This is a genomic window from Pseudomonas sp. SAR267 (assembly GCF_052077595.1).
GTDB classification, from domain to species: domain Bacteria; phylum Pseudomonadota; class Gammaproteobacteria; order Pseudomonadales; family Pseudomonadaceae; genus Aquipseudomonas; species Aquipseudomonas vlassakiae.
This window is the reverse complement of sequence record NZ_JBQIHU010000001.1, coordinates 770042-791529: the sequence shown is the minus strand read 5'-3', so window position 1 is coordinate 791529 and position 21488 is coordinate 770042. Positions and strand designations below refer to the sequence as shown.

The 21488-nt window shown below is 63.5% G+C and carries 19 protein-coding genes; 9 read left to right on the top strand and 10 right to left on the bottom strand.

The features are described from left to right. Positions 1 to 154 precede the first annotated feature (154 nt). From ACTORR_RS04060 to ACTORR_RS04040, 5 genes are all read left to right on the top strand, one after another. The gene (locus ACTORR_RS04060; protein ID WP_313364769.1) at positions 155 to 2455 is read left to right on the top strand and encodes a fatty acid cis/trans isomerase; all 2301 of its coding nucleotides are present in this window, start codon (positions 155 to 157) and stop codon (positions 2453 to 2455) included. A gap of 231 nt (positions 2456 to 2686) precedes the next feature. Beyond that, on the top strand, positions 2687 to 3721 hold the full coding sequence (locus ACTORR_RS04055) for an acyltransferase family protein (protein ID WP_054885117.1): 1035 nt from the start codon (positions 2687 to 2689) through the stop codon (positions 3719 to 3721). 58 nt (positions 3722 to 3779) lie between these two features. Continuing rightward, complete coding sequence (nfuA, locus tag ACTORR_RS04050; protein WP_016393607.1) at positions 3780 to 4364, top strand: Fe-S biogenesis protein NfuA; 585 nt, start codon at positions 3780 to 3782, stop codon at positions 4362 to 4364. A gap of 223 nt (positions 4365 to 4587) precedes the next feature. Beyond that, positions 4588 to 5196, top strand: coding sequence for an SCO family protein (locus tag ACTORR_RS04045; protein ID WP_313364770.1), 609 nt, complete (start codon positions 4588 to 4590; stop codon positions 5194 to 5196). After that, on the top strand, positions 5196 to 5684 hold the full coding sequence (locus ACTORR_RS04040) for a copper chaperone PCu(A)C (RefSeq protein WP_099813408.1): 489 nt from the start codon (positions 5196 to 5198) through the stop codon (positions 5682 to 5684). The genes ACTORR_RS04045 and ACTORR_RS04040 overlap by 1 nt, the downstream gene beginning before the upstream one ends. Positions 5685 to 5732: 48 nt before the next feature. On the opposite strand, the gene ACTORR_RS04035 is transcribed toward ACTORR_RS04040, so the two are convergent. The 8 genes from ACTORR_RS04035 to ACTORR_RS04000 form a co-directional block, all read right to left on the bottom strand. Beyond that, positions 5733 to 5960, bottom strand: a complete 228-nt coding sequence (locus ACTORR_RS04035; RefSeq protein ID WP_012313790.1) for a hypothetical protein — start codon at positions 5958 to 5960, stop codon at positions 5733 to 5735. A 74-nt stretch (positions 5961 to 6034) separates the two neighbouring features. Further along, the gene (locus ACTORR_RS04030; protein WP_054885114.1) at positions 6035 to 6868 is read right to left on the bottom strand and encodes an AraC family transcriptional regulator; all 834 of its coding nucleotides are present in this window, start codon (positions 6866 to 6868) and stop codon (positions 6035 to 6037) included. Beyond that, positions 6865 to 7179 carry an AzlD domain-containing protein gene (locus ACTORR_RS04025; RefSeq protein ID WP_313364771.1) on the bottom strand — a complete coding sequence of 105 codons (315 nt, stop codon included), beginning with the start codon at positions 7177 to 7179 and terminating at the stop codon, positions 6865 to 6867. Before ACTORR_RS04025 ends, ACTORR_RS04030 begins: the two co-directional genes overlap by 4 nt. Next, positions 7176 to 7877, bottom strand: coding sequence for an AzlC family ABC transporter permease (locus ACTORR_RS04020; RefSeq protein ID WP_313364772.1), 702 nt, complete (start codon positions 7875 to 7877; stop codon positions 7176 to 7178). The genes ACTORR_RS04025 and ACTORR_RS04020 overlap by 4 nt, the downstream gene beginning before the upstream one ends. A gap of 140 nt (positions 7878 to 8017) precedes the next feature. After that, positions 8018 to 8707, bottom strand: a complete 690-nt coding sequence (locus ACTORR_RS04015) for a hypothetical protein (protein ID WP_054885111.1) — start codon at positions 8705 to 8707, stop codon at positions 8018 to 8020. A 156-nt stretch (positions 8708 to 8863) separates the two neighbouring features. After that, positions 8864 to 9949 (bottom strand): hypothetical protein, encoded by a 1086-nt coding sequence (locus ACTORR_RS04010; RefSeq protein WP_313364773.1) that lies wholly within the window; start codon positions 9947 to 9949, stop codon positions 8864 to 8866. A 35-nt stretch (positions 9950 to 9984) separates the two neighbouring features. Continuing rightward, a complete protein-coding gene (locus tag ACTORR_RS04005; protein WP_054885109.1) occupies positions 9985 to 10614 on the bottom strand; it encodes a LysE family translocator in 630 nt (209 codons plus the stop codon). A gap of 2 nt (positions 10615 to 10616) precedes the next feature. Further along, positions 10617 to 11399, bottom strand: coding sequence for a YqcI/YcgG family protein (locus tag ACTORR_RS04000; protein WP_054885108.1), 783 nt, complete (start codon positions 11397 to 11399; stop codon positions 10617 to 10619). 161 nt (positions 11400 to 11560) lie between these two features. Between ACTORR_RS04000 and ACTORR_RS03995 the strand changes: the two genes are divergently transcribed. From ACTORR_RS03995 to ACTORR_RS03980, 4 genes are all read left to right on the top strand, one after another. Further along, positions 11561 to 12481 (top strand): LysR substrate-binding domain-containing protein, encoded by a 921-nt coding sequence (locus tag ACTORR_RS03995; RefSeq protein ID WP_054885107.1) that lies wholly within the window; start codon positions 11561 to 11563, stop codon positions 12479 to 12481. 99 nt (positions 12482 to 12580) lie between these two features. Next, the gene (locus ACTORR_RS03990) at positions 12581 to 14941 is read left to right on the top strand and encodes a DNA polymerase II (RefSeq protein WP_054885106.1); all 2361 of its coding nucleotides are present in this window, start codon (positions 12581 to 12583) and stop codon (positions 14939 to 14941) included. Between the two features lie 78 nt (positions 14942 to 15019). After that, positions 15020 to 19570: an NEL-type E3 ubiquitin ligase domain-containing protein gene (locus ACTORR_RS03985; protein ID WP_441343552.1), complete on the top strand. Its 4551-nt coding sequence runs from the start codon at positions 15020 to 15022 to the stop codon at positions 19568 to 19570. A gap of 205 nt (positions 19571 to 19775) precedes the next feature. Continuing rightward, positions 19776 to 20336 (top strand): DUF4174 domain-containing protein, encoded by a 561-nt coding sequence (locus ACTORR_RS03980; protein ID WP_054885104.1) that lies wholly within the window; start codon positions 19776 to 19778, stop codon positions 20334 to 20336. An 11-nt stretch (positions 20337 to 20347) separates the two neighbouring features. On the opposite strand, the gene ACTORR_RS03975 is transcribed toward ACTORR_RS03980, so the two are convergent. Both ACTORR_RS03975 and ACTORR_RS03970 read right to left on the bottom strand, forming a co-directional pair. Beyond that, positions 20348 to 20836, bottom strand: a complete 489-nt coding sequence (locus ACTORR_RS03975) for an HvfX family Cu-binding RiPP maturation protein (protein ID WP_054885103.1) — start codon at positions 20834 to 20836, stop codon at positions 20348 to 20350. A 13-nt stretch (positions 20837 to 20849) separates the two neighbouring features. Next, complete coding sequence (locus ACTORR_RS03970; protein WP_313365824.1) at positions 20850 to 21464, bottom strand: ferric reductase-like transmembrane domain-containing protein; 615 nt, start codon at positions 21462 to 21464, stop codon at positions 20850 to 20852. Positions 21465 to 21488: the final 24 nt, after the last annotated feature.

Here is a 21488-nt window from a genome sequence, read left to right as displayed (position 1 = left end):
GGGCAAATATCAGAAGGTGCCGAATCATAACAAAGCTGCGCGGTTTTTAGGCGCATCGCCCTTTTTCATGAATTTTGTTCATGTTGGGTGAAATCAAGGCACCCAGGGCCGACCAGACAATCGTGATGGCTTCACTACCCAGGACTTTTCGCACATGGTGCATCGTATCCTTGCCAGCGTCTTCGCGCTGCTCATCAGTGGCGTGGCGTCAGGGCAAGTCCCCCAGTCGAGCCCGGTGATTTCCTACACCCGGGACATCCAGCCGATCTTCACCGAAAAATGCGTGGCCTGCCACGCCTGCAACGACGCTGCCTGCCAGCTCAAGCTGGAGAGCCCCGAAGGTGCAGTGCGAGGTGCCACCAAGGTGCCGGTGTACCAAGGCGAACGCAGCAAGGCCGTGGCACCCACGCGGTTGTTCTACGACGCCCACAGTGAAGATGAATGGCGCAAGAAGGGCTTCTATTCGGTACTCGACAACCAGGGTAGCCAGGCGGCGCTGATGGCACGCATGCTCGAGCTGGGGCACAAGACCCCGCTCACGCCCAATGCCAAACTGCCTGACGAGATCGTCCTGGGGCTCAACCGCAACAACATGTGCCCGCTGCCGGAAGAGTTCGACGCCTATGCCGGCGCCCACCCCAAGGAGGGCATGCCGCTGGCGGTCACCGGCCTGACCGACAAGCAATACCAGACCCTGCAGCGCTGGCTGGCTGCCGGCGCGCCGGTCGAGTACCAGCCGATCCAGCCAAGCGCGGCCGAGGCCAGGCAGATCGCTGACTGGGAAGAGTTGCTCAACCGCCCCGGCTCCACCGAGGCGCTGGTCGGCCGCTGGCTGTACGAGCACCTGTTCCTGGCGCATATCTACTTCGTCGGCGGCGAGCAGGGCCACTTCTTCCAGTGGGTGCGTTCGCGCACGCCAAGCGGCAAACCGGTCGACATCATTGCCACGCGCCGCCCCAATGACCCGCCGGGCACCGACTTCTATTACCGGCTGATCCCGGTACAGGGCGTGATCGTGCACAAGACCCACATCACCTACCCGATGGGGCCGCAGAAGCTCAAGCGCGTCAAGCAGCTGTTCTACGCCGGCGACTGGCATGCCACCGCGCTGCCGGGCTATGGCCCACGCCACCGGGCCAACCCGTTCGAAACCTTCGAGGCGATCCCGGCCGTGGCGCGTTACCAGTTCATGCTGGATAACGCCGAGTATTTCGTGCGCACCTTCATCCGTGGCCCGGTGTGTCGCGGGCAGATCGCCACCGACGTGATTCGCGACAACTTCTGGGCGTTGTTCCAGGAACCGGCCCACGACCGTTACATCACCGATGCCAAGTACCGCGGCGAAGCCACGCCGCTGCTGGCCATGCCGGGGCAGATCGACGATGTTGGCAGCGTGCTGAACCTGTGGCATGCCTACCGCGACAAGCGCAACGATTACGAGAAATTGCGGCGTGAGGCCTATGCCGAAATGCCGGCTCCGGGCTGGGCAACCCTGTGGGCCGGCAACGACAATGCGCTGTTGAGCATCTTCCGCCACTTCGACAGCGCTTCGGTGACCAAGGGCCTGATCGGCGACGTGCCGTTGACCGTCTGGTTGTTCGACTACCCGCTGTTCGAGCGCACCTACTACCAGCTGGCGGTCAACTTCGATGTGTTCGGCAACGTCTCGCACCAGCTGCAGACACGCCTGTATTTCGACCTGATCCGCAACGGCGCCGAGGTCAATTTCCTGCGCCTGATGCCGGCCGACCAGCGCAGCGACATCCTTGGCAGTTGGTACCAGAACAGCGGCAAGGTGAAGATGTGGCTGGACTACGAGGACATCGACACCGACACGCCGAGCGGCATCAAGCTCGACCCGCGCGACCCCAAGCGCGACTTCGGCTTGAAGCTGCTGCAACGTACCGCCAGCCTCAACGCTGCCCCCGACCCGATCAACCGCTGCACCGGCGCCTACTGCTCGCGGCCGCAGATGAGCGAGGAGTTCCGCAACGTCGAGCAGTCGCTCAGCCGCTTGGTGTCACGCCCGGCCGCCGGCCTCAAGGTGATCGGCCAACTGCCTGAAGCGACCATGCTGCGCATCGAAGGCGAGGGCGGCCAGCGCCAGGTCTACAGCCTGCTGCGCAACCGCGCGCACAGCAACGTGGCGTTCCTGCTCGGTGAGGCTTACCGCTACGTGCCCGGGCTGGACACCCTGACCCTGTACCCGGGCGTGCTCAGCAGTTACCCCAACTTCATCTTCAATATTCCGGCCAGGGATGTGCCGGAGTTCGTCGAGGACATGGAGTACGCCAAGGATGACCCGGCGAAGTTCGAGCGCATCGTCATGCGTTGGGGGGTGCGCCGCAGCCATCCGGAGTTCTGGCGCTACTTCCATGACCTCAGTACCTATATCAAGGAAACCGATCCGGTGGAGGACGGGGTGCTGGACATGAACCGCTACGAGAACCTCTGATCGGGTGGGCTGACCTTTCCGAATACGCTGCGGTCGGAATCGGTGGGTGGTCCTGATCGATTGCTGGGGGCTGCTTTGCAGCCCTTCGCGGGTAAACCCGCTCCCACAGGTACTGCGCTGTTCTTGAAGTCAGCTCCGTCCCGTGGGAGCGGTTTTGCCCGCGAACGAGCGCGCAGCGCTCGCCTGTGCACTCGATGCGGGCCTCAATGCACCGGCAATCGCAGGTATTCCATGCTGTATTCGCTTCAGGCACTGCGGGCGTTCGCCGCCTGGGTGGTGGTCTGCCACCATTTCATGCAAATCTTCTTCGACTTTCATGCCACCGGCCCCATCGGCCAATTGCTCACCGACCGTGGCGCGGTAGGCGTCGACATTTTCTTCGTCATCAGCGGGCTGGTGATCTACCTGTCGACCCGCGACAAACCCATCGAACCTCGCCAGTTCCTGCTCAACCGGGCCTTGCGCATTGTCCCGGCCTACTGGTTCTACACCGCGCTGATGGCGTTACTGTTGCTGGCCTTCAGCCAATGGATGCCGCACCAGGCCTTCGACTGGCATCACCTGTTGCTATCGCTGCTGTTCATCCCGGCGGAAAACCCCGGCGGCTACGGTTTGTACCCGACCCTGAACGTAGGCTGGACGCTGAATTTCGAGATGTTCTTCTACCTGCTGTTCGGCCTGGCCTTCCTGGTTCGCCAGCGTCATCACCTCGTGCTGGTGACCGCTGGGCTGCTGCTGGTCAGCGAAGTACTCGGCCGCATGGGCGTACTCAGCCGTTTCTACAACAACGACATCATCTACGAATTCCTGCTGGGCATCGGCCTGGGCGTGATCCATCGTCGCGGCCTGATCCGCGAAGGGCTGTGGTTGCCGCTGGCGGTGCTGGGCGTGGCGGGTTATGCGATCTATCACCTGGACGCTGCGCAGCGCCTGCTGCACTGGGGCGTGCCAAGCGCGATGATCGTGCTGGCGTTCATCGCCCTGGAGCCGTACTTCAAGGGCAACCGCCTGCTCAAGGCATTGGGTGACTGCTCCTACTCGGTGTATCTGATCCACGTGCTGGTGCTATACGCCGGCTGGTTCGCCTGCCAGCGCCTGCGCCTGAACCCGTACCTGGTGTTCGCCTTGTGCGTGCCGTCCATTGGACTAATGTCGTGGTTCAGCTATCTGTGGCTGGAGCGCGGCCTGTACCGGCGGATGCAGGCGTGGCTGGCCGCGCCACGGGAGCAAAGCCCGGCATTCGTGCTTTCCCGAGTCAAATACTAGGACTTTGTTCAAAGGCCAGGTTGGCGTACACTTGGGCGCAAGTCTGTGAGGAACTTCCATGAGCGCTATAACCATTACTGACGCCGCCCATGATTACCTGGCCGATCTGCTTTCCAAGCAGAACACGCCTGGCATTGGCATCCGTATTTTCATCACCCAGCCGGGCACCCAGTACGCCGAGACCTGCATTGCCTACTGCAAGCCGGGCGAAGAGAAACCCGACGACGAGCCGGTCGGCCTGAAGAGCTTCACTGCCTACCTCGACGCGGTCAGCGTGCCGTTCCTGGAAGACGCGCTGGTCGACTACGCTACCGATCGCATGGGCGGCCAGCTGACCATCAAGGCGCCAAACGCCAAGGTGCCGATGGTCAACGAAGACAGCCCGATCAACGAGCGTATCAACTACTACCTGCAGACCGAGATCAATCCCGGCCTGGCCAGCCACGGCGGCCAGGTGAGCCTGGTGGATGTGGTCGACGACGGCATCGCCGTGCTGCAGTTCGGTGGCGGTTGCCAGGGCTGCGGCCAGGCCGACGTGACGCTCAAGGAGGGCATCGAGCGTACCCTGCTCGAGCGCATTCCGGAGCTCAAGGGCGTGCGTGACGTGACTGACCACTCCCAGAAAGAGAACGCCTACTATTGATCTGGGCGCGGCCGCTCCTACAGCGACCGCGTCAGGTCAAGGCTTAGCAACAAAGTGTTACGGTTTCAACCCCTGCGACAACAGGCCGCAGCCCGTGTTTAAAGGGCTGCGGGCCATCAGCGCCTTGGTCGGGTAGAAGCCCACTGGGTGTCATGCCAGAATGCCCCGGTTTTTCGGCCGGCCCGTCCCGAGGGTCGGCACCTTCCCTGTAAAGGATGGTTCAATGAATGATCAGTTTACCCGGCGCGCGGTTGTCGCCGGGATGGGCGTTCTCGGGCTCGGCCTGCTGGCAGGCTGCAACCCGGCCCGGGGGCTCGAGTTCAAGTACGGCAAGAACATGAGCAATGAAATCCTGGGGCGCAAGTTCAGCCTCAAGGACCCCCAGGGCAATGCCCGTACCCTGTCGAGCTTCTACGGCAGCATGCCGATGATCTTCTTCGGTTTCACCCAGTGCCCGGCTGTCTGCCCGACCACCCTGGCGCGCGCGGCACAGATCAAGAAGCTGCTGAGGGGCCGCGACCGCGAGATCTTCCAGGTGGTGTTCATCACCCTGGACCCGGAGCGCGACACCCCGCAAGTGCTCGATGCCTACGTCAAGGCCTTCGACCCGTCGTTCACCGCCCTGACCGGCACCCCGGAAGAAATCGCCGCGGTGGCCAAGGAGTTCAAGGTGTTCTACGAGAAGGTCCCGGCCGGTGACACCTATACCATCTCTCACTCGTCCACCAGCTACGTCTACGATACACGTGGCACCTTGCGCCTGAGCCTGGGTCATTCGCTGAATGCCAAGGAATGCGCTGAAGACCTGGCAACCCTTATGGAGATTTGCTAATGGCAGTATCCCTGCAACCTATCAAGCGCGGCCTGGCCGCCATCGCCCTGCTGGGCCTGGCCCTGCCGGCCCTGGCGCAAACCACCGTGAGCGACGCCTGGGTACGCGCCAGCGTGCCGCATCAGCCGTCCACGGGCGCCTTCATGACCCTGACCGCCAGCACCGACAGCAAGCTGGTCGGCGTGGCATCGCCAGTGGCCAAGACCGTGCAGGTGCACGAGATGACCATGAACGGCGACGTTATGGGCATGAAGGAAGTCAAGGCCGTGGAGCTGCCTGCGGGCAAGCCGGTGAGCCTCGACCCCAATGGCTATCACGTGATGCTGATGGGCCTGACCCAGCAGGTGAAGGAAGGCGAGAAGGTGCCACTGACCCTGACCATCGAAGATGCCAAGGGCGCCAAGGAAACCGTGGACGTGCAGGCAGAAGTCCGTCCGCTCAACGCCGAGGCTGGCGGCGGGCATGAGCACATGCACATGAATCACTGACCAACGAAAGGGCCGCATCAGCGGCCCTTTTTCATTGTGCTGCGCGCTTTAGCTACGGAAGCGTGGCAGCGGCCTTTCGAGGGTCAGCGAGGTCAGTGTCTTGCGGACCTGGGCCTCATCGGCCTCCAGGGCCTTAAGGCTGGCGCGGATCTTGCCCGCAGCGGGCACATCGCCCTGGCGGTCGATCCAGTCGGCAATTTCCTTGCAGGCACTGCTCAGGCAGGCTTGGCGCTGGTTCATCAGCGATATCAGGGTGGTGAGCTCTCTTTCGGACATGGCGGGATCCTCCGTTCAGCTCTGTCAGTGTAGCAGTGGCTGGCCAGCTTGCCTGAGGCCTGGCGTCGCGGGCGCTAACTGTGCAGGCAGGCGCTGCGATAGGCACCTGGCGTCACGCCAAACGCCTGCTTGAACTGCCGGCTCAAGTGACTCTGGTCGGCAAAGCCCAAGGTAAACGCCACCTCTGAAGCCGCCAGGCCGCTTTTCAGAAACTCCCGTGCGCGCGCCAGTCGCCGTTGTTTCAGCCAGGCATGCGGCGGCAAACCGGTGGCCTGGCGGAACACCCGGGCGAAATGGAACGGCGAGAGATTGACTGCAGCCGCCAGGGCCTCCAGCGATGGCGGGTCTGCCAACTGGGTTTCCAGCAGTTCCCGCGCACGGGCCACCGCCAGCGGTTCGTTGCCCGGGGCCTTGGGCTCCGGGCAATGGCCGTGGCTTTGCACCAGCGCCAGCACCGCCTGGCGCCAGGCGTGCTGTTGTTCCAGGGCGCTGGCACCGGCTTCCGACAGCTGGTGCAACTGGCTGAAGGCCCGCGCCAGGCTAGGGTCCTGGATCACGCTGTCCTTGAAGCGCGGCATGCCGTGCCGGCCCAGTTCCAGTTCGTCCAGCACCCCAGTCACCCGTTCATGCTCCGGATAGAAACCCCGGTAGCGCCAGCCGGCCTCGTGGGCGGTGGCGCCGGTGTGCAGCTCGTCCGGATTGATCAGCACCATGCTGCCGACCGGCGCCAGGTGTTCGCTGCCACGGTGCCAGAAGCGCTGCGCGCCCGATTCGATCACGGTGAATACATAGCCTTCATGCACATGCGGGGCGAAGCGCTGCTGGAAGTAGCGCGCATGCAGCATCTCGACGTCGCCCAGGGCCGGCGCCTGCCAGAGGTGGGTCTGTTCGCGCAGGGGCATGCTCATGCCAGACAGCTGCGCAGCAAGAAGAAGATCAACATGCTCGCCAGCATGCTCAGCAACACGCTGCGGGTCAACAGCACCAGCGCAACGGCCACCAGGGCACCGAGCAGGTAGGGGTTGAGTGGGCTCAGGTCGAGCTGGTGGCCGGGCAGGAAGATGATCGGCCCGCAGATCGCGGTGAGCATGCCGGGCACGGCAAAGCCCAGGAACTGCCGAGCGTTTGAGCTCAGGCGCAGCGGCAGGCGTGGCTCCAGGAAGGCATAGCGGTTGAGGAATACCACGGCGCCCATGGCGAAGATCAGCAGCCAGATCATGGGCGGCCTCCGGTAAATTTCTGGCAGACGAAGCCGGCAGTCATGCCCAGCAGGCCAGCGGCGACCAGTGCGGTCTCCCAATGCCAGTAACTGAACAGCACCGAGCAGAATAGCGACACCGCCACGCACACCACGGTGGCGAGATTGCGTACCAGCGGCGCGATCAGCGCGACGAAGGTGGCGACGATGGAGAAGTCCAGGCCGAGCTGGTCGAGGTGCGGGATATTCTGGCCCAGCACGATGCCGGCCAGGGTGAACAGGTTCCACGCGACGTAGAAGGTCAGGCCTACACCGAGTGCATACCAGCGGTCGAACTGCTGCTGGTCGTAGTGGCTGGTAAGGGCGAAGAATTCGTCGGTGAGCAGGAAGCCCAGGACAAGCCGCCAGCGCAACGGCTGGTTTGACAAGACTGGGCGCATGGACAAGCCATAGAGCAGGTGCTGGGACGTCAGCAGCAGGGTGGTGAGCAGGATCGACAGCAGGTTGGCGCCGCCCTTGAGCATGCCGATCGCGACCAGTTGCGCGGCACCGGCGAACACGATCGCCGACAGTCCTTGGCCTTGCCAGGCACTGAGGTTGGCCTCGATGGCCATGGAGCCGGCGAGCAGGCCCCAGGGAGCGACGGCCAGGGAAAGCGGCAGGATGGCGATGGCGCCGTGCAGGAAAGCTTGGCGGGCAATGGGGGGACTGCTGGGCATGATGGCTGCACTTTTTACTCGGTAGGGCAGCATGACAGAGCGGCGGGGCGGGTGGCTTGAACGATCTTGCTTGTTTGCTGCCTGTGCCGGTTTCTCGCGGCTAAAGCCGCTCCTATCAGGTTTGGCGCCGGGGCAGGTGATTATCGTCTGGTCAACCGCTGCTGCGCCGCCACGCAGCCATTGATCTCCACAGCCTTTTGCAGCAGAGCCTGGCGATGCTGTGGATCGAGGTCACTCAGCAATCGGTAGACCTCGGCCTGGTAGTCGCGCTGGCGCCCCCACTGCATCTGCAACCCTTGCGGGCGGCTGCGGCTGCAGGCCAGGCGTGCGGTGGGTTGCGGGAAGTAGGGCGCATACAGGGTCGCCATGCCCGGGATCGCCTCGAGGGCTTCGCGGTAGGCCGGGCTGGCATTGTAGGGTTGGCACCAGGTAGCAATTGCAACCGCCGGTGGTGCGAAGCCTTGTTTCAGGCTGGCCTGCAGCAGCGGGCAGGCGGCATCGGCGATCTGTGCTGCAGGCAGGTAGGTGGTGTAGTACAGCGCCAGGCGATACTGCGCCACCGGGTGGCCAAGCTCGACCGACTTTTTCAGCAGGGCCACTGCCGTCGGCAGGGTTTGCGCCATCGCCCGGCCCTGGCGGTTAAGCTCCGGGTCGACGCCTATGGCAGTGCGCAGGGTGCTGTTGTCGTCCGGGCTGTCGGCTTGCTCCAGCAGCGGTAGCGCCTGGCGGTAAAGCAGGTCGGCGTGTGGGTCGATACGTACTTCGAGCGCGTGCGCGGCCACCGGTGTCAGCACGATGAACAGTGCCGACGCCAGAACGACGGGGTTCACAGGCGTGCCCCGTTCAATGAACGAGGCCGGCTGGCTGCCAGGCAGGGGGAAACGGCTTGATGAGTGATCACAACTGCGCGTACGCCTCGGGCGAATCGGAACGACGGGGTATTCTATCGAAGCGAGGGTCAAAACCGAAACCCTGTGACTCGTCAGTCAGACGAGCTTGATCGGTGTGACCTTGCGCTGGCTGTGTCGTTCCTGGGCCAGCCCCAACTTGGCGGTAATCACCTTGGCCAGGGCATTGTTGCCCAGATCGTTCAAGTGCAAGCGGTCGACGAACAGATCGGCACCGAATACCGGCGAGCTGCTGAGCATGCTGTTCATGTCGTAGCAGGGCACGGGGTCTGCCTGGCTTTTGATGCGACGGAAGAAAGCCATGTGCAGCTTGCTGTCGAATGCACCGTCGAGCAGGCGGTCGAAATTCCCCGGTTGTTGCTCGAGGGCGGCAAGCATTGCCAGTTCCCCCGCCGGCAGGGTTTCCCGGCACCAGGGCAGCAGGGGCTGGAGGATGAAGGTCAGGGTGGCGTGACTGTCAGCCAGCATTCGTTCCCATTGGCGCAAGGTGCGGGCGATGCTGTCGGCCGCTCGTGCCAGGCGCTTTTCCGGGGCGGACAGCGACCAGTTGGGGGCAGGTTCGTTGCGCCGTGGTGCCAGTGCCTGGCCCAGGCGCTGCCACAGCGACTCACGGCGAGCCGGGCCAGCGGGTGGCATGCCCTCGTTGAAACTGTTCAGGTAAGCCTGGTGAGCCTTGGCCTGCTGCGGGTCATACGGGCCGGCCAGGACCTCGCCGAGCGCTTCATGGGCCAAGGTGTTGAGGCCGCTGAGCAGTACTACATGGCCCACTTCGCCGAAGCGATGCTGGTGGGTCAGGAACAGCAACAGCTCCTGGCTGGCGTTGAGCCCGCAGCCGGCCAGGCTCAGCCATACCTCACCGGTCAGCATCGACAGGTGCGAGGCTACCGTATGTTCGTCGCAGCTGGCGCCGATGCCCAGGGCGGTCGAGCCGCCGACCAGCAGGTTGATGCGCGAGGCAGTACCGCGCTCGGCAACCGAGACGCGCTTGCCGGCGCAATGGCTGTAGCGCAAGCCAAGGGCATCGGTGTTGATGGTGCAGGAGCGGTAGCCGCTCTCGTGCACATGCAGGGTGTGTGGGGCGCGGCGATTGCCCAGCAGCAGAAAGCGCTGGTAATCATGATGCAGTGGCGAAGCGAGACCCTGGACATACGTGCTGGGTGTCATGGGCGCTCCTTCTCGGCTGGTGTGGTGGCGGGCGTTCAGCCCGCCAGTTCCTTGAGGTTATAAGCCAGGCCACCGACGGCAATCAGCAGCAGAACCACCCCCGAGGCCAGGGAAATCAGGCGGTTGCTGCGCTGCGAGGTGATCTTGCCGATGGCGAAGATGTACAGGCTGAGCACGGCGAAATCGATCAGTACCCACAACAGCGACAGCACCACCATGCTCTTGCCGAACGATTCGGTGATCTGGATGAACTGCGGGAAGAAGGCGATGAAGAAGATGATGTCCTTCGGGTTGGAAATACCGACCATGAAGCCTTGCCACAAACCGCCGCGCCCGGCTTTGGCCGGTTGCAGCTCGGCTTCGTCGACGGCAGGCGCCTGCAGGCACTCGCGCAGGGTGCCCACGGCAATGTAGCCAATGAACAGGCAGCCCAGCAGGCTCATGGCACTGAGCCAGGCCTTGTCGATGGCCGCACTGGTGAGGATGACCCAGGCGGCGGCGCCGATCAGCACGAGTGACGCCCAGTTGGTGCCGACGGCGGTGAACATGGCCTTGCGTGAGCCGGAGGCCGCGGCGGTGTTGACGATCAGCGCTACTACCGGGCCGGGGGTGGCGATCAGCAGCAGCACGGTAAGTGCGTAAGTCAGTGTCAGTGCGGTATTCACGGTCAGTTCTCGATCAGAATGTCGGGTGTCGCGTGGGCGTGGGCATGAAACGGGCAGCGCGCCGGATTGAGCGAGCCGGCTTCCTGCAGTTGGTACTGCTTCCATTCGAAGTTGTCATCCTGGCCAAAGAAGCCGAGGGTTTCGGGCATGACCCCTTCGTTGTAGTGACGCACGCGATCACGGATGCGGGCACGAATGCGTTGCCCGCTTTCGGTGCTGGCGTTGGCCACTTCGTCGAAGTTCTCCCGCGGGTTGATGACGAAGGTGATGTGCGGGCCGAGGTTGCGGCTTTTCATCTGCTGGTGGCCGGGGAAGTTCATGTTGATGAACAGCGGCATGCCGGCGTAGCAGAACGACCAGGCGTTGTCGTGCGGGTCGGTGGGAACCGCTTGCGGCCACGGGTGCGGGTCACGGGCATGGACTCCGCGCAGTACTTTCCAGGCCAGTGCCTGTTGCTCGGCCAGGGTGCTGTCGGCGGCTGTCTGCAGAAACACCACCAGTGGGCTGCCGATGCGTTGCTTGATCGGCACAGGGGTTATGGTGCGTACATATTCGGCCAGGCCCTGGGCGATATCATCGGCCAGTTGTTCGGCGCGGGCGAAGAGGATGTGGCAGGATGCGCCGGCTACCGCCTTGCGCCCGAACAGGCACGGGAAGTCGGGGTTGGCGAGCACGCTGCGAAAATGCTGTAAGGTTTGATGCGTCCAGTGCTGAGTGTTCCGTACATGTTCATCGGCCAGCTCTAGCGCGTCCAGGCGATAGCAGTTTCCATAACCCGTAAACATGATTTCCCCAGGAGATTCAAGTAAGAGAGAGTTCCACACTTATGCAGGCAGGTTGGAGACTTATCTTTGTTATTTACCTGCATTTTCTGAGACGCTCTTCACGTTGTAAAACGCGTGGAACTATGACCTACTATTAGTCTTACTCATGATTCGAGGGCATCATGTCGGAACGGATTCAAGCTTTGCACGCCCTGCGTGCTTTCGAGGTGGCCTCGCGCTACGGCTCGTTTACCCGGGCCGCTGAAGAGCTGGCCCTTACCCAAGGGGCGGTCAGCCATCACATCAAGACCCTTGAATCCATGTTCGGCTGCGACCTGTTCGAGCGCCGCGGCCCCAAGTTGAGCCTTACCGAGCATGGACGGGTACTGGCTCAAGAGCTGAAGGTGGGCTTCAAGATCATCGAAAACGCCTGCGCGCTGCTGCGTCAGGACCGTTATGGGTTGCGCTTGAAGGCCCCTTCGACGCTGACCGTGCGCTGGCTGCTGCGGGCGCTGGACGGGTTCAAGAAGCTTGAGGACAACTGCAGCGTGCAGCTGTCGAGCGTGTGGATGGACATTGACTCGGTGGACTTCTACTCCGAGCCTTACGACTGCGCCATCCTCCTGGCCAACGGCCGTTTCCCGGCCGACGTGGAGAGTATCAAGCTGTTCGATGAGTGGCTGATCCCGGTGTGTCACCCGGACTACATGGCACAGGCGCAACCCGAACTGGCCGACCTGCGCCAGTGTGAGTTCCTCCACCCATCACCGGACCGCCGCGACTGGCGGCGCTGGCTGGCGCGCATGGATGCGCTGGACATCAGCATCGACCAGGGCCAGGTGTTCGATACCCTCGACCAGGGCATCTCGGCGGCGCAGCAGGGCCTCGGCATTTCGGTGGTCGACCTGGTACTGGCCAGTGCCGACCTCGCCGCCGGGCGCCTGGTGACGCCGTTCAAGCATGCGGTGTCGACCGGTGACGGATACTACATGACCTGGCTCAAGAGCAGCCCCAAGGCGCGGCAGATGCACAAGCTGCGCGACTTCCTGCTCAGCCAGGTGCCGCCGCTGGGCTACAAGGACATCAACTACCTGTACGGCTGAATAGTTGCGCAGGCTGATCGTGCCGAGCCTGGGTTTGCCGATGGTGTGGAACAGCGCCATTGCAGCGTAGAATCGTGCTTTTCAGCAGAGGTCGACGCGGTGGAGTTGCAGCAGGGCTTTGTCCTGACCCGGCATTGGCATGACACGCCCGAAGGCACTTGCGTGGAATTCTGGCTGGCCACGGATGCCGGGCCACAGTTGTTGCGCCTGGCGCCGCAGGAATCAGTGGCGTTTATTGCGCAGGCGCAGGCTGAACACGCCCGGGTGTTGCTGGCCAAGGAGCAGGGCGCAGAGCTCAAACCGTTGCGCCTGAAAGACTTCGACCAGCGTCCGATGCTCGGCCTCTACACGCGCCAGCACCGCCAGCTGATGCAGTTGGAGCAGCGCCTGCGCACGGCTGGCATCGACGTCTTCGAGGCCGATATTCGGCCGCCGGAGCGCTACCTGATGGAGCGCTTCATTACGGCGCCGGTGCAGTTCACCGGCCAGCGGGACGCGCAGGGCGTGTACTGCGAGGCCCAGCTCAAGCCGCTGCCGGATTACCGCCCGACGCTGCGCCTGGCCTCGCTGGACATCGAGACCAGCGAGCGCGGCGAGCTGTACAGCATCGCCCTGGAAGGCTGCGGCCAGCGCCAGGTGTACATGCTCGGGCCGGCAAATGGCGATGCCGATGGCGTGGATTTCGACCTGCACTACTGCGCTGATCGCGCCGAGTTGCTGACCTGTCTCAACCAGTGGATGGCCGAGCATGACCCGGATGCGATCATTGGCTGGAACCTGATCCAGTTCGACCTGCGCCTGCTGCACGAGCATGCCAAGCTTCTGCAAGTGCCACTGGCGCTGGGGCGCAACGGCGCGCCGATGACCTTGCGCAGCCATGCCGGCGGTGGCCACGTCTTCGCCGAGGCCCCGGGGCGGCTGCTGATCGATGGCATCGAAGCGCTGCGTTCGGCCACCTGGAGTTTCCCTTCGTTCAGCCTGGAGAGTGTTGCCCAGACCTTGCTCGGCGAAGGCAAGGCCATCGACACACCCTACCAGCGCATGGACGAGATCAACCGCCGCTTCGCCGAGGACAAACCGGCGCTCGCCCGCTACAACCTCAAGGACTGCGAGCTGGTCACGCGTATTTTTGCCCACACCCGGCTGCTCGACTTCCTGCTGGAGCGTTCGTCGGTTACCGGCCTGGCGGTGGACCGCAGCGGCGGTTCGGTCGCCGCATTCTGCCACCTGTATATCCCGCACATGCACCGCATGGGTTTTGTCGCGCCCAGCCTCGGCAGCCGTCCGGAGGAGGCCAGCCCCGGTGGCTTTGTCATGGATTCACGCCCGGGGCTGTACGACTCGGTGCTGGTGCTGGACTACAAGAGCCTGTACCCGTCGATCATCCGCACCTTCCTGATCGACCCGGTGGGCCTGGTAGAAGGCTTGCGTCTGCCCGATGACCAGCACTCGGTGGAAGGCTTCCGCGGCGGTCGTTTCTCGCGCACCCAGCATTGCCTGCCAGCTATTGTCGAGCGGGTATGGCAGGGCCGGGAAGCGGCCAAGCGCGAAGGCAATGCGCCGCTGTCGCAAGCGCTGAAGATCATCATGAACGCCTTTTACGGCGTACTCGGCTCCAGCGGTTGCCGTTTTTTTGATCCGCGCCTGGCCTCATCGATCACGCTGCGCGGCCACCAGATCATGCGCCAGACCCGCGCGCTGATCGAGGCCCAGGGTTACGAGGTGATCTATGGCGACACCGACTCCACCTTCGTCTGGCTCAAGGGCGCTCATGACGAACAGGCCGCGGCCCGCATCGGTCGTGAGCTGGTGGCGCAGGTCAACCAGTGGTGGCGTGAGCACCTGCGCACGACCCTGAACCTGGAGAGCGCGCTGGAACTGCAGTTCGAGGTGCACTACCGGCGTTTCCTGATGCCGACCATCCGCGGTACCGACGAGGGCAGCAAGAAGCGTTATGCCGGCCTGGTGCAGCGCACCGATGGCAGCGAGGAGGTGGTCTACAAGGGCCTGGAGTCGGTGCGCACCGACTGGTCGCCGCTGGCCCAGCGCTTCCAGCAGGAGCTGTATGGGCGGATCTTCCGTGGCCAGCCTTATCGCGACTACCTGCGCGAGTACGTGCGCCAGACCCTGGCAGGCGAGCTTGATGAGCTGCTGGTCTACCGCAAGCGCCTGCGCCGGCCACTGGCCGATTACCAACGCAATGTACCGCCGCACGTGCGCGCCGCACGCCTGGCGGACGACTACAACAGTCGTGTCGGGCGCCCCAGGCAGTATCAGCGCGGCGGCTGGATCAGTTACCTGATCACCACCAGTGGCCCAGAGCCCCTCGAGAACCTGCAGGCGCCGATCGACTACGAGCATTACCTGAGCCGCCAGTTGCAGCCGGTGGCCGATGCCATTCTGCCGATGGTCGGCGACGATTTCGCCCGCCTGACCGACCAACAACTGCCGCTGTTCTGAGCCGGGTAGTAGCCGGCCACCGCAGCTGCCTGAGCCGCTGGCACTAACCTGGCGTTTTCTTGTGAAGGAGAAACGCCAGTGCTCAACCTCAGCGAACACCCTGACGGCCAGGGCGAAACGGCGGACCGGGTTTTTCAGGACAAGTTGCTGGCCGAGCGTTTACCCGGCTGGTTGCGTGGCGCCACCCTGCAGCAGCTGCGCTGGCTTGGCGATGCAATGAGTCTGAGTCTGTACTTTACCGAGCAGGCCAGGGCAGTGCTTGGCACTGTCAGCAGTCTTGAGGCATTTGCCCTGCCCAGATTGCAACTGGCGATGGATCAGGCCTTCGGTATCGGACTCGATGCCGCACGCCTGCAGTTGCGTTGGGGGCACCGCGAACCGGTGCTGACGTCGCAGCCAATCGGCTACCCGGTCACTGAGCCGGTCTACCGGCAGATACCGTTGCTGGAAGCAGCACTTGGCAATTTCACCCAGGAACAGGCGAGCAGCGATGGCCAACTGTCAGGCAATCGCCTGGTCGATCCTGACGACCCTGCGCGTACGCTGCCCAGCGCCACGCGCTTCGCCGCAATCTGCCGGAAACTCGACCTCGGCGGGCAATACCAGCGGCACCTGGACGCCTGCCTGCAACCATCCGGGTCTACCGATACGGAGGGTGCGGCCGCTGAGCAGCGCCAGCGGGTGCTCTCGTTGTTCGCGCGAGCCCACCGCTACGGCATGCTTGCCGATGCCCATGTCGGGCTGATCAAAGGGGCGCTGAGCGAAACGGAACATCAGTTGCTGGTGCGCCTTTGCGGGCTCCATCAGCCGCTGACCTTGGACGGCCGCCCGGTGCAGGCCAAGCGTCTGGACCTGCTGGGTTGCCAGATGCAGCAGATACTCGTGCTCGACGTTCGCGACGAGCGCTACAGCCCCTTGTACACCTCCAGCAACCGGATACTCGTGCATATCCCAGGTGACCCACACGCACCCTGGCAGGTATTCGCCGACCTGCGCCATTTCGCCAACGCACTGGGCAAGCGGCTGCGCACGCCAAGCTATCAGCGCTTCTTCGCACGTTTCGTGCGCCGTCGCGACAGCCAGGCCTTTTTCAGCGCGGTCGCGGCTTGCTATGACGGGCTTTCGGACTTGGCCAACGCCGACCTCGAGGAACGTCTGCACAAATACCCGGCTCCGTTGTTCGACACCTGGGCGCAGGCCAGGATCAGGCAGATCAAGGACGATGCTGGTGTGATCGCGATGGCAACTGCGGCGGTCGACCTCGAAGTCCGCCGGGCCCACGAGCAGCGGCTGGCGGCCGAGGGTTGGACCTTGCTGACCCTGGCCGGGCTGTTCGTGCCGGCGCTGGGCCTGGCGATGCTGGCGCTGGCCGCTTGGGAAGTACTCGATGAAGCGTTCCATGGCATCGAGGCCTGGCACGAAGGTAACAGTGCCGAAGCGCTCGAACACTTGGTAAATGTTGCCACCGATGTTGCGCTGGTGGCCGCAACGGCTGCAGGCGTTCAAGGTGTGCGCAGGCTCTGGGCGCGATCTGCATGGGTCGACGGGCTGGTCCCGGCACGGCTCGACGACGGCAGCCGACGGCTGTGGCACGACGATGCGGCACCGTATCGAGGCACCGCACCGGCGTTACAGGCAGTACGTGACGAGGCAGGGGTGTATCGGCACGGCAACGATGCCTGGGTCGAGATGGAGGGGCATCATTATCCGGTCGAGCAACGCCCGGATACTGGCCGCTGGTACCTGCGCAGCCGCTCTGGGTATGGCCCCGAGCTCTGCCACAATGGCGCGGGTGCCTGGCGGCTATGGAGCGAACAGCCGGCCCAATGGGCAGATGCACCGCGCATGTTCCGGCGCTTGGGCGGCGCATTTGGCCAACTCGATGACCGCCAGATCGACCTGGTGATGTTCACCCATGACCTGGATGCCGATCACTTGCGGTACCTGTATGTGCATGGGCAGGCACCTGACGCCGAACTGCTGGACAGCGTGATGCGTTTCGCTCTCGACCGTCGACTGCGCAGGTTTATCGAGGCTTTGGGCGCTGGACACATGACTGACGACCGCGAAGCCTTGCAACAGTTGTTGTACATGGCCGACGGTGCCGTCCTGGATGACGCCGGTCTCGCTGAGCTGGCGACGCATCAACGGCAGTCGCTGTTCCAGGCACTGTACCAAGCTGCCCAACCCGTGCAGACCCCTGCCGAGGAACTGCTACGCCGACAGTTTCCGAGCCTGCACCGGCTGGCGGCACGTGCGCTGCTGCGCGACACCACGCCTGCCGAGCGTATGACAATGGATGAACAGCGACGCGTACCGCTGCGCCTGGCCAGGGCTGCGCGAACCAGGGTCAATCACATCCGCCTGGTCAGGGCGCTCGAAGGCTTGTACCTGGACGCCCCACAGACTGCCGACCTGGCTCGGGTTGCCCTGGGCCTGAGCGAAGCCCTGCCGGGTGCACCATCGGGAATCTACTGGCGTCTGTTCGACAGCTCGGTACAGGGGCCGCTGCTGGCGGTGGCAGGGCCGCAAGGCGCCGGCAAGGCGGTCGATCTTGTGTATGCCGATGGGCAGTTCCGCTTGTTCGATGCGGCGGGTCACCGGCTGGCGGGGCCTGGCGAACTGTTCGAGGTCATGGCCGCAGCCTTTGACCCTGCTCAGCGGCGCACCATGGGCCTGGGGCAGCCATTTGCAGCCAACTTGCGGGCGCAGTTCGGCGCCCTGGCAGGAGCGCGCCGGCAACAGCTCGGGCGCCTGCTTGGCCAGGCCCCAGCGCGGGGCTGGTTCAGGCCACCTCAGCGGCTGGCTTACGGGCGCATCGGCTATCCGCTCAGTGGTCGCGGGCGTGGCAGTTCGCGGGCACTTCATGCCATGGTTCGCACGGTTTACCCAAGCTTTGATGACGCGCAGATTGAAGCCTGGCTGGCCCAGGTTCGCCAGGCAGGGCTGCAGGTCGAGGCCCATCTGGAGCGCTTGCAGGCTGAGTTGGCAGCTTTGGACAGCTGCATGAACCGCTGGTGTGCAACGGCCAGGTCGCGCGTTGAGCGTGCGGATCGGCGCAGCTTCGCCGACGGCTTGCGCAACTGTTGGCAGCGTACCGCGTCCAGAGCTGGCGGCGAGCTGCCGCTCTATTATCGGCTGACCATTCGCAATGTCACCCTGAGCAGCCTGCCGGAATTGCCAGAGTTGGTGAGCTTCGCCCATGTTCGCGAGCTTTCGTTGACGGCACTGGGCATCAGTGATGTGCCGGATGGGTTTCTGCGCGCTTTCCCGACCGTGCGCATCCTCGAGCTTTCCAGTAATCGCCTGACCCGGCTGCCATCGGGCCTGGGACGCTTGAGCATCCTTCGGGAAATGGACCTGTTCGGTAACCAGATCGTGCTCGATGCTGCGCAAAGCCGACAATTGGCGCGTTGCACGCACCTGGAGTACTTGAACCTGTCCTACAACCCGTTGAGTCGCGCTTTCCCGGTGCAGAGCATGCCTCGGCTGCGGCGTTTGCACATGCGCGCCACAGGGTTGACGGAGCTGCCCAGGGGCCTGCTGGCCAGTCTCGAACTGGTCATGGCCGACCTACGCGACAATCGCATCACCAGCATCCCTGGCGGCTTCTATCGGGCACCGGCCTGGGTCAGCAGTTGCATACGCCTGGAGGGCAACCCGTTGGGGCGCGTCGATGCGCAAAGGTTACAGGCGTTCATGCGAGACCACGGCTGGGCGGCAGACGTCGAGGAAGCTATCGGCGTGAGCACAGCCCGTCAGCGCTGGCTGGACGCTGCAGACAGCCTTGAGCGTATGGACCAGGCGGCGATGTGGGACGAGCTCGAGGTGTATGACGGTTGCGACGATTTCTTCAGCTTGCTGATCCGTCTGCTGCAAACCGCCGATTACCAGCAGCACCGGGAGGCACTGGCAACCCGGGTTTTCACCATGCTCAGGGCGATGTGCGAGCACGAGACTCTGCGCCAGGAATTGTTTGCCCAGGCCAGCCTGCCGGTGACGTGCCAGGACAGCGCGTCCTTGTCGTTCAGCGGCCTGGAGCTGCGCATGCTGGTGTGGCGTGCGCGCGTCGACGCTGCCGCCGGAGGGGAGCAGGCGGCATTCCTGCGGCTTGGCCGTCAGTTGTGGCGACTGGATGAGGTCGACCGGATTGCCCAACGCGACTATGAAAGCCGGCGTGCCGCAGGTGCAGATCCGGACCAGATCGAGGTGGTGCTGGCGTACCGCGTCGGCCTGCGGGCGACGCTGGACCTGCCTGCGCAACCCAGCGACATGCTGTTCGCCGAAGTGGCTGGTCTGGATCAGGCGCGTCTCGACCAGGCGCGCAATGATGTACTTGGCAATGAAACGACGGAACGCCTCAGCCAGGCGCTGGTCGAGCGCGATTTTTGGCGTGAACATCTGCTGCAGGCCAATGGAGCGCGCTTCGAATCGCTGGATGTGACATTTCATGCCCGCGTGGAGGCGTTGATGAATGCTTCCGACAGCCTACCTGAGGGGCGCTATCTCGAGGAAATGAACCAGGTGCAGGCCGAGCGTGAAGTGGCACGGCGGGCATTGATGTTGAGGCTCTCGCGTCAAGCCATCGGCGATCACCTGGAACCCTTGCCAGAAGTGCCGGAACCTTAAGGCGGGCGTTGCCGCCATGGTCTTGGGCTATGCTCACAGCAGGAAAGTCAGCGGCTTGGGTTGTAGGAAGTTTCTGGCGGTCAGTCAGAAACTGGCTGTTACCTTTCGCCCAAGCGTTCACCTGCCCAGCTGGTTTAGGCTCGCAGGCCGGATCTTTCTCCCTGATCCGCAGTCTTTGGTTAATCGAGAGAATAAGGAGATACGCATGCTCGTCCGGTCACTGACCCTCGCCACCTTGCTTGCCGTCGCCGGCCCGTTGTTTGCCGCCGACAGTGATGCGCCACTGGCCAAGGAGCTGGGCAAGGCCAGGCCGCTGGTGGTCATCGCACCCAGCGATAAGGACCCGACTTTGCGCGGCCTGAACGAAGCGCTGAAGGATCGCGCCACCCAGGCAGCCTTCAAAGAGCGCAGCCTGATCATGTTCAGCGTTGTCAACACGATGGGCAAGCGCGAGGACAAGAACCTTGAACAACAGACCACCATGGCCCTTATTCGCGAACTCAAGCTGGGCGCGAGCAAGGGCACCAAGGTGATCCTGGTGGGCAAAGACGGCGAGCGACATGTGCTCAAGGACGATGACTCGGGCGATAAGATCGACCCTCAAGTGATCATCGACGCGGTCGACCATTTGCCGGCGAGTGAAAAGGCGGTGAGCGCACCGGAACCCGTGGCCGCTGCGCCGGAACCCAAGGCCAAGGACAGCAAGGCAGCCAAACCGGTCAAGCCCGCCAAGCCAGCTGCCCCGCCAAAACCGTTGGATGACTGAACGCTGCAGGGTCATCGTGTACAGGCCTTGATCCAGTGGTCCAGGCTCAAGCGTCCCGAACCTTTGAGCAGCAGGGGCATCAGCGCGACCAGGTAGATCAGTGGCAGCTTGAAGTTGCCATGACCCTGATCGGTGATGGCGTAGCCTTGCGCCAGTTCGGCCAGGCTGGACCACTGCGCGGGCCAGTGCACGGCGGCAATCGCCACCACGGTCACCACCATCAGCCCCGCCGACGCCAGCCTGGTGCCCAGGCCAAGCAGCAACAGCAGCGGCAACAGCAGTTCGGCCCACATCGACAACTGCCAATTGAGTTCCGCCGGCAGGGCGTTGAAGGGAAATGGGAAACTCCCTTGCAAGTCGCCGAACCAGTTGCTGCCATTGAACTTCTCCAAACCTGATTCGAAGAACTCCCAGGCCAGGAACAGCCGCAGTGGCAGGTCGGCACTCCAGCTGCCGAGGCGATCGATCAGGTTGAAGGTACGGGTCGTCAGTGCATTCATGTGATTATCTCGCTCAGGAAAGGGCATCGGCAGCGCGACGCGGTGCCAGCTTGGCAGTCAGCTTGAGGGCGATGGCGCTGAACATCAGGGCGAAGGCCAGTGAGTACCCGCCGCCCATGGGGATGCGTTTGTAGAACGACAGGCAGAACACTCCGGCCAGTACCCACATGCCGGTGCTGTGCAGGGTTTTCCAGGTACGGCCGCCGAGCAGGCGCATCGGTGCCTTGAATGAGGTCAGGGTGAGCAGCAACAGAAACACATAACCGATGCTGCCAGGCAGGCTCGAGGTGACCGTGCGTCCGGCCCAGAACAGTTCAGGAAATTGCTGGGCGTAGCGGTAGATCAGCAGGCCATGCACGGTATGCGAAAAGGCGAAGGCCAGGCCCACGTAGCGTCGCTCGCGGAGCAACCAGCGGCTGCCATTGCCAGGCAGCAAGGTGACCATTGCCGAGGCCAGGAAGGCCAGCAGGAACAGTGCGAAAGAGCTGCGCGCAGTGGCGCGGATGGCACTGCGCAGGCCATCCGCACCGGGTGGGTAGCTGAGCAGTACCACGGCGGTCATGAACACGGTCAGGCCAGCAAGAGCGGTGAACAGTTTCCAGCCGGAGGGCAGGGTGAGCGGCTTCATGGGTGACTCCCGGAGTATCGTTGT

What these genes read in the sequence shown, in the direction of transcription:
- ACTORR_RS04030 (WP_054885114.1), bottom strand. Translation starts at nt 6,868, where the DNA reads ATGAGCATGCCCCTGCGCGAACAGACCCACCTCTGGCAGGCGCCGGCC.
- ACTORR_RS04020 (WP_313364772.1), bottom strand. Translation starts at nt 7,877, where the DNA reads ATGCCCAGCAGTCCCCCCATTGCCCGCCAAGCTTTCCTGCACGGCGCC.
- ACTORR_RS04035 (WP_012313790.1), bottom strand. Translation starts at nt 5,960, where the DNA reads ATGTCCGAAAGAGAGCTCACCACCCTGATATCGCTGATGAACCAGCGC.
- ACTORR_RS04010 (WP_313364773.1), bottom strand. Translation starts at nt 9,949, where the DNA reads ATGACACCCAGCACGTATGTCCAGGGTCTCGCTTCGCCACTGCATCAT.
- ACTORR_RS03975 (WP_054885103.1), bottom strand. Translation starts at nt 20,836, where the DNA reads ATGAATGCACTGACGACCCGTACCTTCAACCTGATCGATCGCCTCGGC.
- ACTORR_RS04040 (WP_099813408.1), top strand. Translation starts at nt 5,196, where the DNA reads ATGGCAGTATCCCTGCAACCTATCAAGCGCGGCCTGGCCGCCATCGCC.
- ACTORR_RS03995 (WP_054885107.1), top strand. Translation starts at nt 11,561, where the DNA reads ATGTCGGAACGGATTCAAGCTTTGCACGCCCTGCGTGCTTTCGAGGTG.
- ACTORR_RS03980 (WP_054885104.1), top strand. Translation starts at nt 19,776, where the DNA reads ATGCTCGTCCGGTCACTGACCCTCGCCACCTTGCTTGCCGTCGCCGGC.
- ACTORR_RS04025 (WP_313364771.1), bottom strand. Translation starts at nt 7,179, where the DNA reads ATGATCTGGCTGCTGATCTTCGCCATGGGCGCCGTGGTATTCCTCAAC.
- ACTORR_RS04055 (WP_054885117.1), top strand. Translation starts at nt 2,687, where the DNA reads ATGCTGTATTCGCTTCAGGCACTGCGGGCGTTCGCCGCCTGGGTGGTG.
- nfuA (WP_016393607.1), top strand. Translation starts at nt 3,780, where the DNA reads ATGAGCGCTATAACCATTACTGACGCCGCCCATGATTACCTGGCCGAT.
- ACTORR_RS04060 (WP_313364769.1), top strand. Translation starts at nt 155, where the DNA reads ATGGTGCATCGTATCCTTGCCAGCGTCTTCGCGCTGCTCATCAGTGGC.
- ACTORR_RS04045 (WP_313364770.1), top strand. Translation starts at nt 4,588, where the DNA reads ATGAATGATCAGTTTACCCGGCGCGCGGTTGTCGCCGGGATGGGCGTT.
- ACTORR_RS03970 (WP_313365824.1), bottom strand. Translation starts at nt 21,464, where the DNA reads ATGAAGCCGCTCACCCTGCCCTCCGGCTGGAAACTGTTCACCGCTCTT.
- ACTORR_RS04000 (WP_054885108.1), bottom strand. Translation starts at nt 11,399, where the DNA reads ATGTTTACGGGTTATGGAAACTGCTATCGCCTGGACGCGCTAGAGCTG.